At 73.3% G+C, this 12,814-nt stretch carries 12 protein-coding genes; 8 read left to right on the top strand and 4 right to left on the bottom strand.

The features are described 5' to 3' along the window. Positions 1-71: 71 nt before the first annotated feature. The 4 genes from M3148_RS06105 to M3148_RS06090 all read left to right on the top strand — a co-directional run bounded on the left by M3148_RS06105 (position 72) and on the right by M3148_RS06090 (position 4,278). Positions 72-1,025, top strand: a complete 954-nt coding sequence (locus tag M3148_RS06105) for a carbohydrate ABC transporter permease (RefSeq protein ID WP_285883614.1) — start codon at positions 72-74, stop codon at positions 1,023-1,025. Beyond that, the gene (locus M3148_RS06100) at positions 1,025-1,972 is read left to right on the top strand and encodes a carbohydrate ABC transporter permease (protein ID WP_251303805.1); all 948 of its coding nucleotides are present in this window, start codon (positions 1,025-1,027) and stop codon (positions 1,970-1,972) included. The genes M3148_RS06105 and M3148_RS06100 overlap by 1 nt, the downstream gene beginning before the upstream one ends. Before the next feature lie 55 nt (positions 1,973-2,027). Further along, entirely contained in the window at positions 2,028-3,404 is a 1,377-nt protein-coding gene (locus tag M3148_RS06095) for an ABC transporter substrate-binding protein (protein ID WP_251303804.1), read from the top strand. Positions 3,405-3,468: 64 nt separating this feature from the next. Then, positions 3,469-4,278, top strand: coding sequence for an alpha/beta fold hydrolase (locus M3148_RS06090; protein WP_251303803.1), 810 nt, complete (start codon positions 3,469-3,471; stop codon positions 4,276-4,278). A 14-nt stretch (positions 4,279-4,292) separates the two neighbouring features. On the opposite strand, the gene M3148_RS06085 is transcribed toward M3148_RS06090, so the two are convergent. Together M3148_RS06085 and M3148_RS06080 are read right to left on the bottom strand one after the other, a co-directional pair. Continuing rightward, on the bottom strand, positions 4,293-4,718 hold the full coding sequence (locus M3148_RS06085) for a hypothetical protein (protein WP_251303802.1): 426 nt from the start codon (positions 4,716-4,718) through the stop codon (positions 4,293-4,295). A gap of 63 nt (positions 4,719-4,781) precedes the next feature. Then, on the bottom strand, positions 4,782-5,858 hold the full coding sequence (locus tag M3148_RS06080) for a YihY/virulence factor BrkB family protein (protein WP_251303801.1): 1,077 nt from the start codon (positions 5,856-5,858) through the stop codon (positions 4,782-4,784). 88 nt (positions 5,859-5,946) lie between these two features. Here M3148_RS06080 and M3148_RS06075 point away from each other — a divergent pair, with 88 nt between their 5' ends. Then, positions 5,947-6,435, top strand: coding sequence for a GNAT family N-acetyltransferase (locus tag M3148_RS06075; RefSeq protein ID WP_251303800.1), 489 nt, complete (start codon positions 5,947-5,949; stop codon positions 6,433-6,435). 6 nt (positions 6,436-6,441) lie between these two features. On the opposite strand, the gene M3148_RS06070 is transcribed toward M3148_RS06075, so the two are convergent. Together M3148_RS06070 and M3148_RS06065 are read right to left on the bottom strand one after the other, a co-directional pair. Further along, the gene (locus M3148_RS06070; RefSeq protein WP_251303799.1) at positions 6,442-7,575 is read right to left on the bottom strand and encodes a calcium:proton antiporter; all 1,134 of its coding nucleotides are present in this window, start codon (positions 7,573-7,575) and stop codon (positions 6,442-6,444) included. A 184-nt stretch (positions 7,576-7,759) separates the two neighbouring features. Further along, a complete protein-coding gene (locus M3148_RS06065) occupies positions 7,760-9,316 on the bottom strand; it encodes a hypothetical protein (RefSeq protein ID WP_251303798.1) in 1,557 nt (518 codons plus the stop codon). Between the two features lie 198 nt (positions 9,317-9,514). On the opposite strand from M3148_RS06065, the gene M3148_RS06060 reads away from it, so the two are divergent. The 3 genes from M3148_RS06060 to M3148_RS06050 are packed head-to-tail and all read left to right on the top strand — an operon-like array spanning position 9,515 to position 12,814. Then, on the top strand, positions 9,515-10,807 hold the full coding sequence (locus M3148_RS06060; protein WP_251303797.1) for a hypothetical protein: 1,293 nt from the start codon (positions 9,515-9,517) through the stop codon (positions 10,805-10,807). Then, a complete protein-coding gene (locus M3148_RS06055) occupies positions 10,804-11,862 on the top strand; it encodes a hypothetical protein (protein ID WP_251303796.1) in 1,059 nt (352 codons plus the stop codon). The genes M3148_RS06060 and M3148_RS06055 overlap by 4 nt, the downstream gene beginning before the upstream one ends. Before the next feature lie 40 nt (positions 11,863-11,902). Further along, a complete protein-coding gene (locus M3148_RS06050) occupies positions 11,903-12,814 on the top strand; it encodes a tetratricopeptide repeat protein (protein WP_251303795.1) in 912 nt (303 codons plus the stop codon).

The raw sequence follows: 12,814 nt of genomic DNA, 5'->3' as shown, positions 1-12,814 counted from the left end.
GAAGGGACGACGGATGGCGCCGCACGACGGCACGAGCACGAGCGGACCCTCCGGTGGCTGAGTCCGTCACGCTGGGCGCGGGAGGCTCGCCGTCCGCTGCCGGTCGAACGCGCAAGAGCCGGCGCAACGTGCGCTACAACCGCCGCGAGGCCCTTACCGGTCTCCTCTTCATCTCCCCGTGGATCGTCGGCTTCCTCATCTTCACCGCGGGCGCCATGGTGTGGAGCCTGTTCATCGCCTTCAGCGACTACAACCTCGCCACCGGGGCGATGCGCCCCGTGGGCACCCGCAACTTCGAGAACCTCATCGAGGACCCCCGGGTGGCGACCTCGCTGGCGAACACGCTCTTCTACGCGATCATGCTCGTCCCGCTCGAGATCGTCTTCGCCCTCACGCTGGCCCTCCTGCTGTCCAGGCTGGGGCGGGGCAGCGGCGTCTTCCGCACGATCTACTACCTGCCGAAGATGACCCCGGCCGTCGCGACCGCCGCCGTCTTCTTCCTCCTGCTCAACGGCAACACCGGCGCCATCAACCAGGGCCTCGCCGCGATCGGCATCGACGGCCCGCAGTGGCTCGTCGACCCGGACTGGGTCAAGCCCTCGATCGTCCTCATGTCGCTGTGGGCGGTGAGCGGCACGATGGTCATCTTCCTCGCCGCCCTCAAGAACGTGCCCCAGGAGCTCTACGAGGTCTCCTCGATCGACGGCGCCGGGCCGGTGCGCCAGTTCTTCTGGATCACCCTCCCGATGATCTCCCCGGCGCTGTTCTTCAACGTCATCGTCCTGAGCATCGCCGCGTTCCAGACCTTCGACCAGGCGTACCTCCTGTTCTGGCGCGACCAGAACAACGCCGCCCCGGAGGCCTCGCTCTTCTACGCCGTGTACCTCTTCCAGCAGGCCTTCCGGCAGTTCAACTTCGGCTTCGCCTCGGCGATGGCCTGGCTGATGTTTGTCATCATCATGATCGTCACGGTCATCCAGGTGCGCGTCGGCAACCGGCTCGTCTTCTACGAGGGGCAGCGCTGATGTCGGCTCTCAACTCACCCGAGGCGGTCGTCGCCACCGACCGCATCGCCGACGAGGCGGCCGGCACCGAGCGCTACGGCACCCGACGACGGCGCAGGCCCCCGTTCCGGTTCACGCCCGGCAAGGTCGTGCTGTGGGTGCTCGTCATCCTCTTCACCCTCGTCTTCATGTACCCCTTCGCGTGGCTGCTGGCCGCCAGCCTCAAGCCGCGCGGGCAGGTCTTCGACAACAAGCTCATCCCCGAGACCTTCGTGTGGTCGAACTACGCCGACGTCTGGGAGCAGCTCCCGCTGACGAGCTGGCTGTTCAACAGCCTCGCGATCGCGCTCCTCGCCGCCTCCACCGTGGCGGTCTCGAGCACGATGGTCGCCTTCGGCTTCGCGCACTTCCGCTTCCCGGGGCGCAACGCCCTCTTCGGGCTCGTGCTCGGCACGATGATGCTGCCCGGCGCCGTGACGATGGTGCCGACCTACCTCATCTGGAAGGAGATCGGCCTGCTGGGCACGTGGGCCCCGCTGTGGGCCTTCAACCTCTTCGGCTCGGCGTTCTACATCTTCCTCCAGCGCCAGTTCCTCCTCGGCCTGCCGCGCGAGCTCTTCGAGGCGGCGCGGATGGACGGGGCCAACTACTGGCGGATCTTCTGGCGGATCGTCATGCCGCTGTCGGTCCCCTCGTTCATCATCGTCTTCCTCTTCGAGTTCCAGGCCAGCTGGAACAACCTCCAGGCGGCGCTCATCTACCTCAACGCCGGCGGCGTCGAGGACTTCACCGCGCCCCTCGGCATCGCCTACGCGATGACCCGCTACAGCCCGACGGCGGGCGGCCATGGCGACTACCAGTACGTCATGGTCGCCTCGCTCCTCGTCACCCTGCCGATGCTCGTCCTGTTCGCCTTCGGGCAGCGGTACTTCATCGAGGGCATCGCGACCACCGGCCGCAAGGGGTGAGGCGGTCTCCCCAGGAGCCCCGCCGTCCACCCTCCACCGTGAGAAAGGGAACGACATGAACAGGCGTCACTCCACACTCGTCGCGACAGGGGTGGTCCCGGCCCTCCTGCTCCTCGCGGCCTGCGGCGGTTCCGACGACGGCGGCGGCTCGGGCGACGGCGAGAGCGCCTCCTTCTCCGCCGAGGCCACCGGCGCCATCGACGCGTGGGCCTTCGACAACGCCGACGACGTCGGCCAGGCCCGTCTAGACCACGCCGAGGAGACCCTCACCGAGCTCGACATCCAGCTCGACCCCACGGGCTTCGACGCCCAGAAGTTCACCACCCGCATCGCCAGCGGGGACGTGCCCGACGTCGTCCAGATGGACCGCCGCTACGTCGGCACCTACGCCGCCCAGGGGCTCATCCAGCCCCTCGACCAGTGCTTCGAGGCCCACGAGGTCGTGCCCGACGAGCACTGGTACCCCTTCGTCGTCGACGACGTGCGGTGGCAGGACCAGGTGTGGGCGACCCCGCAGTTCTACCAGCCCCCCGCGGTGCTGCTGAACCGGGACGTCATGAGCGCGGCCGGGGTGGAGGACGAGGCCATCGACACCTCGAACCTCGACGTCCTCCTGCCCGCCGTCGAGGCGATGTACGCCGCGAACGGGAACAACCCGAGCACGCTCGGCTTCGACCCGCAGCCCACCGGCCAGGCCCCGCTGTGGGTGCTCGGCATGGGCGGCTCCCTCACCGACGAGGACGGCGCCCCCACCCTGGACGACCCGGCCAACGTCGTCGCGATCGAGCACGTCAAGGCGATCATCGATGCCCAGGGCGGTTACGCGCCCTACAAGAGCTTCGCGGACTCCTTCGACTTCTTCGGCGAGCAGAACCAGTTCGTCGCCGACCAGGTCGGTGCGCAGATCAACGCGCAGTGGTACCCCAACGTCCTGTCGCCCTACGTCGACCAGGTCGAGCTCGGCGCCGTGCCCTTCCGCGACGCGGACGGGGAGAACTTCTCCGTCGCCGGCGGGACGGCCTTCGTCGTGCCGGTCGGGGCGGAGAACCCGGACGGGGCGTGCGCGTGGATGGTCGAGGTGACCTCCCTCGACGCGTGGACGGCGGCGGGCGAGGCTCGCGCGGCCACCATCGCGGAGGAGGGTGGCGTCAACACCGGGCTGTTCACCGGCTCGCCCGAGGCCGACCAGGCCATCCGCGAGGCCCACGTGCAGCCCTCCGGCAACGACGCCTTCGACCAGGTCATCGAGACCTACTACGAGGTCGTCGAGTACGGGCAGTCCTTCGGCGCCTCGCCGGTGGGCCAGGAGATCACCAACGAGCTGACCAACGCGATGACGGCGGCGCTGCTCGAGGACAAGACGCCCGAGGAGGCGCTCGCCGACGCGCAGGCGACCGTCATGCGGGCCTACGAGAACGTCAGCACCGACTGACCGGTCCTCCCGGGCCGCACGTGACTGCGTGCGGTCCGGGACACCCGCATGCCATGCTCGGAGGATGAGCACCGCACCTCTCGCCCTGCACCGCCACGGGCCGCCGAGCGGACTGCCCCTCGTCCTGCTCCACGGCTTCCCGCTGGACGCGCGCATGTGGGACGACGTCGTCGCGCAGCTGCCCGACGTCCCCGTCCTCACCCTCGACGCTCCCGGCTTCGGCGCCTCCCCGCCTCCCGACGACGTCGCCGCGGCGGTCTCCCGGCAGCCCGGCCCGTCGCTGGAGACCTACGCGGACGCCGTCGCCGCGACCCTGCGCGGCGAGGGGGCCGACCGCGCCGTCGTCGCCGGCCTGTCGATGGGCGGCTACGTCACGCTCGCGCTCGCGGAGCGGCACCGTGGGCTGCTCGCCGCCGTCGGGCTCCTCGACACGCGGGCCGACGCCGACGGCGCCGACGCCCGCGCCAATCGGCTGCGGATGGCCGAGGAGGCTGGGCGCAGCGGCGCGGACGCAGTGGCCGAGATGGTCGACGTCGTGCTGGGGGAGACGACGCGGGCCGAGCGGCCGGAGGTCGTCGACCGCGTGCGCGGGTGGGCGGCGCAGGGGACGCCGGCCGGGATCGCGTGGGCGCAGCGGGCGATGGCCGCCCGGCCGGCCCGGATGAGCGCGCTCGAGGACCTCGAGGTGCCCGGCCTCGTGCTGCGCGGCGCGGAGGACCTCACGAGCACGCAGGAGGCCGCCGAGGCGATGGCGCGGGCCCTGGGTGGTGGGTCCGAGCTCGTCGTCGTCCCCCGCGCGGGGCACATGAGCGCGGTCGAGGACCCGGCCGCCGTCGCGCAGGCGCTCCGGCGGCTGCACGCCTCCGTGGCCTGAGGGGCCCGCCCGGCTCAGCCGAGCGTGCGCCAGCCGGGGAGCAGGCGTTCGAGCGCGTCCGGCAGGTCGATGGACTGCCCGTCCCGGCCGCCGGCACCGAGGACCATGGGTGGCGGGGTGGGCTGCAGCGCGACGCCGCGCAGCCGCTCACGCAGGCCGAGCGGGGCGGTGAGGACGTAGAAGTCGCCGTCGGTGCTCAGCCCTGCGGAGCGGTCGGTCCGCAGGTACCAGCCGGTGAGTGCGCTGCGGGCCTCGCCGCGGCCGCCGTAGCCACGCACCCGCAGGGGCTCGGCCGGAAGCCGGTCGCGGGCGACGGCCGCGAAGTCGCGGAGCAGCCGGGCAGCGCGCTCGTGCTCAGCGCGTTGGCGCTGCTCGAGCATGTCGGCGTGGACGGCCGCGGCCTCCCGCCGCTGCCGCGCCCAGTCGCGCTCGTCGCTCACCGTCCCAGCGTAGACGGCCGCGCCGACGGCCGGCCGGAGGTGCCGGCCGGCCACCGGTCGCGGTCAGCCCTCGCGCTGCGAGCGACGGCTGTCGGACCGGGCGGCGTCCTCGTCCTGGGTCTTGCCGTGGGACAGCCGCAGCGCGCGGCCACGCTCGACGTCCTCCTCGTGCTGCTTGGCCTTCTTGTCCGAAGCCTTGGTGTCGCGCGCCGGCAGCTGGATCTTCTCCTCCGCCTCGATCCCGGCCTGGAGCTCGCGTCCCCGCTCGAGCTCGGCGTCGAACTCGGCACCGAAGAGCAGCGCGAGGTTCATGATCCACAGCCACAGGAGGAAGATGATGATGCCGGCCAGCGCGCCGTAGGTCTTGTTGTAGCTGCTGAAGTTCGCGACGTAGAAGCCGAGAGCGACCGTCGCCAGTGCGGCGACGACGATGGCGATGACGGCGCCGATGCTGACCCACCGGATCTTCGGCTGCTTGACGTTCGGCGCGCCGTAGTAGAGCAGCGTGATGATGAGGATGACGATGAGGAGCAGCACCGGCCACTTCGCGATGTTCCACACGGTCACCGCGGTCGAGCCGAGCCCGATGAGATCACCCACGCTCTGCGCCACGGGTCCGCTGACCACGAGGATGACGATGGCCACCGCGACGAGCAGGAGGAGGATGAGGGTGAGGAGGTAGGTCCACGGGCGCAGCTTCCAGATCGGCCGCCCCTCCGGGATCTCGTAGATCTTGTTCATCGCCTTGGCGAAGGCGGTGACGTAGTTCGACGCCGTCCACAGTGCGACGAGGATGCCGAGGACCAGGCCGATCCCGGGGGCGCCGACGTTGGTGATGCTGTCGATGATCGGTTCGAGCTGCTTGTAGGTGTCCGCGGGAAGGGTGTCCTGCAGCAGCGTGGTGATCTGGCTGGTGCCCTGCTCCCCCTGGCCCACGAGGGCGAGGATCGACGCCAGTGCGATGAGCGCCGGGAAGATCGAGAGAACCGCGTAGTACGTCAGGCCCGCGGCGAGAGTGGTGCAGTCGTCCCGGATGAACTCGCGCAGCGTCTTGCGCAGCACGTACGCCCACGACGGCTTGCGGATGTCAGTGGGGGAGTCCGGCTTGCTCGGGTGCTCGGGCTCGTGGCGGTCGTTCATCGTCACTCCTGTCGTCGCGGTAGGAGCCAGCGTGGGCGCGGCCTGCATGCTCCGCAACCGGGGGCACCGGGTGGCCTACCGTGTGCCCATGGCCGGTCCTCTCCACATTCGCGCGGCGCGTCCCGACGACGCCGCTGCGCTCGCCGTTCTCCACGTCCGCGCCTGGCGCGAGACCTACGCCGAGGAGGTGCCGGAGCACGTCTACGCCCGCATGGAGGAGGAGGGTCCGGACCGCTGGGCGAGGCGCCTGGAGGACCCCGACGCGAGCACCACGTGGGTGGGCACGGCCCGGGAGACCGGCGAGCTCGTCGGCTTCTCCCGCGCCGAGGCCACCGGCACCGGGGAGGTGCGGCCGCTCCTCCTGTCGGGGCTCTACGTCCTCGCTCGCTGGCACGGGCAGGGGCTCGGCCAGGCGCTCCTCGAGCACGCGATCGGCGACGCGCCCGCCTACCTGTGGGTGGCCGAGGGTAACGAACGTGCCCAGCGCTTCTACGAGCGCAACGGTTTCGTCCTCACCGACGAGCGTCGCGTCGAGGAGCGCTTCGGCGGCATCGCCGACCTCCGTATGGTCCGCTAGCCGGCGTCAGGACATGACGGCGACGGCGTAGACGGCGAAGACCGCCAGGTGCGCCGCGCCATGGGTGGCGGTGACGCGTGGCGCGGAGAAGGTCGCCACCGAGAGCAGCAGGCTGACGCCCAGCAGCAGGAGGTTGACCGGCGACTCGGCGAGCACGACGGTCTGCCCGGTGAGCATGCCGATGACGAGGACGGCGGGGATCGTGAGACCGACCGTGGACACCAGGGCGCCGTGGCAGAGGTTGCTCACCCGCTGGACCTCCCCGGCGAGGGCCGCCCGCACGGAGGTGATCGACTCCGGCAGGAAGACGATCATCGCGATGAGGACACCGGCCAGCGCGGTGGGGGCGCGGAGCCGGCCCAGCCCGTCGTCGAGGAGGGCGGCCATGTCGTGGGAGAGCAGGACGATCGGCAGGACGGTCGCGACGAGCAGCCCGGCGCGCAGCAGGAGCTCGGTGCGGTGCTCGGCGACGACGGCGCGGACACCGGTCCGCGCGGCCGTGCCCTCGTGCGGCACCACGCCCGGGGTGACCTCACGGAAGTCGCCGGCCTGGGCGCCGGTCTGGCGGGCGAGGAAGAAGGCGTAGAGCGCCACCGTGACGACGACGACGGGCACCGCCTGCCCCGACGTGTACGCGCCGCCGGTGCCGAGGACGGCCGGGACCGCAAAGGCGAGCGCGACGAGGACGACGAGCATCGCGTGGTACTGCGAGGTGCCGGTCCGGTTGGGCGCGAGGCCGCCGTGCCTGCGCCCGCCGACGAGGAGCGCGAGCCCGATGACCAGGTTGAGGATGATCATCGAGACGGCCATGACGGAGTCGCGGGCGATCGTCGCGTGCTCACCCGGGCCGAGCATGACGGCGGAGATGAGGATGACCTCGATGACGACGATCGAGAGCGTGAGGACGAGGGAGCCGTAGGGGTCGCCCAGACGGCGCGCGAGGTGCTCGGCCTCGTGGACGACACCGAAGGCGCACACGAGGACGACGCCGACGATGGCCGTGAGCGCGGTGACGAGCACCGGCCCGGTGACGGGCGGTTCGAGGAGCGAGCCGGACAGGGCGAGGGCGAGGACGGCGCCCCAGCCGAGCAGCAGCCGCGCGACGGCGGCGGGCGTGAGGATGGAACGGACGGTGGACATGGCCGGGTCCTTCTGACGGGGCCGTCCCCGTAGTCGTGCTGGCGAGCGGGTCGTCCCGGCTCGCGGCGGCAGTCGTTCGCGCCGTGTCCAGGCTAGCCAAGAGCGCTCGCCCGTGCCGGCCTGGTGGGGTCCACCACTGGGTGTGGCTTTCGGGTCCTCAGGGGGACCCGAAGGCCACACCGCGTCAGCGTCGCTCGTCCTCCACGGCGGGGATGACGGCGGTCTCGCCCGAGATGGCGTCCATGACCTCGGTCCGCGGCTCGTGCTCGGACTTCTCCCCGGCCGGCTCCTCGGGGGCCGCGGGCGCGTCGACGTCCTCGACAGCGCTCGCAACCTCGTCGGCCTGCTCGACGACGGCCGCCTCGACGACGTCCGCGTCCTCGGCCGCCGTGACGTCGGCGTCCGTCACCGCGGCATCGCCTGCCTCGGCGTCGGCCGCCTCCGCACCGGGAGCCGCAGCCACGTCGGCGGCGCTCGCACCGGCCGCGACCTGGGCGGCGGCGCTTGCGTCGGTCGCGACCTGGGCGGCGGCAGCCTCGCTGGCGGCGCTTCCGTCGGCCGCGTCGGCGGCGTCATGATGGATCGCGGCGTCGTCCGACAGCCCCGGCACCGCGAGGGTGGCGGGTCCGGCGGGCGTCCGGGTGGCGAGGACGCCGCGGAGCTCGTTGAGGTAGGTGGTGATGTCCTCCCGCTGGCGGGCGAGGTCGGCGATCTCCGCAGCGAGCGTGTCGCGCTCGTTCTGCGCGGCCTCGGCGGCCTCGCGCAGCAGGCGCTCGGACTCCGCGCGCGCCTCGGCGAGGACCTGCTCCGCCTCCTCCCGCGCCTGCTCCACCCGGCGGGCTGCCGCGGCGTCGCCGTCGGCGATGACCGACTCAGTGCGGGCGAGGGCCTGGGCGAGACGCGCCTCGGCGTCGGTGGCCCGGCGCTCGGTCTCCTCGGCCAGCGCGGTGGTGGCGGCGCGGGCCTCGGCCTGGGCCGCGGCGGCGGCGCGCTCGGTCTCCTCGCGCAGCGTCGCGGCCGCGAGCTCGGCGCGGTGACGCAGCTGTTCCGCCTCGGCGCGCGCCTGCTCGAGGACGTTGTGCGCCTCCTGGTGGAGTGCGGTGGCCTCGGACCGAAGACGGGTGGCCTCGGCCTCCGCGGCGGTCCGCAGCTCGAGGACCTCCCGCTCGGCGGTGGCCCGGGTGAGCGCGAGCTCGCGCTCGAGGTCGGCCCGGCGGTGCTGCTCCTCGTCGCGGACGGTCTCCTGCACGCGCGCCGCCTCCCGCTCGGCGGAGGACACGATCTCCTCGGCCGTGCGCTGGGCGACCTCGAGGGCGGAGCCGGCCTGTCGCTGCGCGTCCTCGAGCGTCTCGAGGGACTCGCGGCGGGCGGCGGCGAGCCGCGAGGCGGTCTCGGACTCCGCGCGCTCGGTGAGCTCGGCGGCCCGCTGCTCCGCCGTCGCGACGGCCTGCGCCGCCTGCGCGCGGGCCCGGTCGACGACACCGGCGGACTGCTCCTCCGCGGACCGGAGCAGCTGCTCGATGCGCGCACCCAACCCCGCGTACGTGGGCTGGGCACGCTCGCGCAGCTCGCGCTGTGCCTGGGACAGCTCCCCGGACAGCCGCATGGTGCGCTCGTCGAGCGCCTCCACCTGCTGCCGGGCGCTGCCGAGCGCGGTCTCCAGGGCGTGCACCCGCTGGTCCACCTGCGCGCGGTCGTACCCGCGCATGACCACGGGGAACACGGACTGGTCCTCGCTCATCTGTCCTCCTGCTCAGGGGTCGGCACGCTCGTGCGGGCCGGGGTCAGCGTAACCGGGGCCCCCGACGGGCGACCGGGGCCATACCGAGCCCACGCGGGATCGTCGCACTTTGGTCACAACCTGATAACGCGACCCCCGCCACGGGCGGCGTATCCTGGGGCGTCGCACCCGCGCCCACCTGGGAGGAAGCCGCACCCCGTGACCCGACGCAGACTGCCCCTCATGCTCGCCCTGGCCGGCGTGCTCGTCATCGTGGCCTCCGTGATCGCAGCCGTCGTCGTGCGTTCCTCCGACACCGCGACGCTCACGCTCGGCGAGCGTCCCGACGTGCCCGTCATCGTGAGCGGCCCCGGCGTCCTCGACGCCGTCGGCCCCGACGTCACCGTGCGTGCCACGGCCGGTGACGACGAGCAGGTGGTCCTCGCCATCGGGCGCACCTCGGAGGTCGAGGCCTGGCTCGGCGATGCCGGCCACGTCCGGGTGACGGGCCTGTCCTCCTGGCAGGAGCTCACCACCGAGGTCGTCACCGGTGGCCCGCAGGCTGCCCCCACCGACGCCCCGGCCGAGGAGCCCGCGGAGGAGGCACCCGGACTTCCGGACCCCGCCGGCTCGGACCTGTGGGTCGTGGAGACCGTCTCGACCGGTTCCGCGGAGCTCAGCTGGTCCGACAGCCCTGGCCGCTGGAGCCTTGTCGCCGCGACCGACGGCACCGGCCCCGCGCCGGAGATCGAGCTCGAGTGGGACCGTCAGGTCAGCACCCCGTGGCTCGTCCCGGGGATCGTCGTCGGCGTCCTCGCCCTCGTGGCCGGCGTGACGATGCTCGTGCTCGACGTCCTCGCCCGCCGCGAGCGGGAGCGCCGCGACGCGGCCCGCGCGGAAGGCCCGACGCCGGCGCGCAGCATCACCGACACCGACCCCGGCACCGGTGAGCGCCTCACCCGCCGCCAGATCCGCGAGCTCGAGCAGGCGCTGGCCCGTGAGCGGGTCGAGGCCGACGGCGGAGCGGTGCCTCCGCCCGTCCCGCTCGCGCCCGGGGACAGGGACGTCGCAGGCGCCGGGCCCATCGACGGCACAAGTGCCTCCCCCGCGCCCGACGACGTGACCGGCGCGTGGGAGCCGGCCACTGCCGACGGCGACCTCGCACCCGAGGCGACCGTCGACGGCCTCGCCGACGAGCCCGAGCCGGAGCCTGTCGAGCCTGCGCCGGAGCAGGCCGAGCCCTTCGTGGCCGAGCGGGCCGAGCCCGCCGCGCAGGCCGAGCCCGCCGCGCCGCAGCCGCCCGAGCCGGAGCCGCACGAGCCCACGGTGCCGGCCGCGTCCGCACCTGAGGAGCCGGCAGGCACGCCGGACGGCGACGGCTCACCCGAGGACGACGACGGATACACCCCCGCCCCGCCGTCGTGGCGCTCGGTCTGGGGCTTCGGCGGCACCGCCGGCCCCCCCGCCCCACCCACCCTGCCCATGGACGACGACGGAGAGGAGCGACGATGACCGGCGCCACCCCCCACCCCCGACACAGGGGAGCCCGGCTTGCCGCCGGCGCCGCGGTCACCGCGCTGCTCCTCGCGGGTTGCGCGGAGGATGTCCCGCAGCCCGCGCCCGAGCCGGCCGCCACCGCGCCGCTGCCGGTGCTCGACGAGGACCGCATCGAGCGGATCCTCGCCGACGTCGAGGAGACCGTCGACGAGGCCGACGCCGCGCTCGACCCCGACCTGCTCACCGACCGCGTCACCGGCCCCGCGCTGGCGATGCGCCAGGCGGAGTACCGCCTCAGCGCCGCCTCCGACGGGGAGCGCACGCCCACCCCGCTGACGACCAACAGCCAGGTCGAGGTCGTCGCCGCCACCGACGAGTGGCCCCGCTCGCTCTACGTCGTCTCCCACGTGCCCGACGACGCGAACCTGCCGCTCCTGCTCGTCCTGACCCAGGACGACGCCCGCAGCCAGTACAAGCTGTGGTTCTGGACCACGCTGCTGCCGGGGGCGCAGACCCCGAGCACCGCGCGCCCCGACGCCGGCAGCCCCCAGCTGGCGCCCGACGCCGAGGGGCTGGTCGCCACCCCGCAGGAGACGGTGGCCCGCTACGCCGAGCTCCTGGCCGACCCGGACAGCGAGGTCTCCGCGCTCTTCGCCGAGGACCCCTTCCGCACCGGCTACGCCGAGATCATCTCCGCCCTGCGGAAGACCGTCGAGGTCGCCGGCGAGGTGCGCGCGAGCTACGAGGTGCGTGAGGGCTCCGTCTCGGCCATGCAGACCGCCGAGGGCGGCGCCCTCGTCGTCGGGGTCATCGACGCGCGCCTCACCCTGCGCCGCACGGTCGAGGGCTCGACCCTCGAGGCCGGCGGGGACCTCGGCATCCTCATGGAGCAGGACCCCCGCATCGACAACGAGGCAGGCGCCCACTACCTCGTCCCCGTCGCGTTCTCCGTGCCCCCCGAGGGCAGCGAGGAGCCGGTCGCCGTCCTCGGCGCGACGCAGGTGCTCGCGAACGTCGGCGAGAGCGAGCGGCCCCCCGAGGATGAGGAGGAGGACGGCGGCGAGGGGTAACGTCGTCGTCAGGACCTCACCGCACACAGCAAGGACACCGATGAGCCAGCCCTCGATCAACCTGCACGGAGCCGTTGACCTGTCAGCCCTGGCGCGCCCGCCGCAGCCGGCGGCACCGGCCGGTGCCGCCACGGACGCGCCGATCGTCGTGGATGTCACCGAGGCGACCTTCCAGGAGACCGTCGAGCTGTCGATGCAGGTGCCGGTCGTCGTGGAGGTGTCGGCCGCGTACGCCGGCGGCCCCTCCGCGGTGCTCGCCAAGGTGGCCACGGACTTCGCCGGGCGCTTCCAGCTCGCCCGGGTCGACGTCGAGACCAGCCCGCAGATCGCCCAGGCCTTCCAGGTGCAGGCGGTGCCGACCGTCGTCGCCATCGTCCGCGGCCAGCCCGTCCCGCTGTACCAGGGCGACTACCCCGAGGAGCAGCTGCGCGCCGTCCTCGAGGAGCTGCTGCGCGTCGCCGGTCAGGCCGGGGTCACCGGCACGGTGAGCGGCGTGGACGCCGAGGAGGAGCCCGCCGCACCGGAGGAGCCCCCGCTGCCCCCGCTCCACGCGGAGGCGCTGGAGGCGATCGAGCGTGAGGACTACGCGGCCGCCGCCGACGCCTACCGCCGCGCGCTCCAGGAGAACCCGGCGGACCACGAGGCCACCGCGGCGCTCGCGCAGGTCGAGCTCATCATCCGCACCGCCAGCGCCGGTGGCCTGCAGGCCGTCGCCGACGCCGAGGGGGCGCCCCTCACCGACGTCGCCGCCCACCTCGCGGCGGCCGACGCCGAGGTCGCTGCGGGCCAGCCGCAGGCCGCCTTCGACCGGCTCATCGCCGTCGTCCGGGCGACGGCGGGTGAGGATCGCGAGGAGGCGCGCAAGCGCGTCGTCGAGTACTTCGAGATCGTCGGCAGCACCGACCCCCTCGTGGCCGAGGCCCGCCGCAACCTCGCCAGCGCCCTGTACTGA

The sequence above is a fragment of the Georgenia satyanarayanai genome, assembly GCF_023715365.1.
Classification (GTDB): Bacteria; Actinomycetota; Actinomycetes; order Actinomycetales; family Actinomycetaceae; genus Oceanitalea; species Oceanitalea satyanarayanai_B.
The sequence above is the reverse complement of the archived record's forward strand: the minus strand, read 5'-3'. Positions and strand labels throughout refer to the sequence as shown.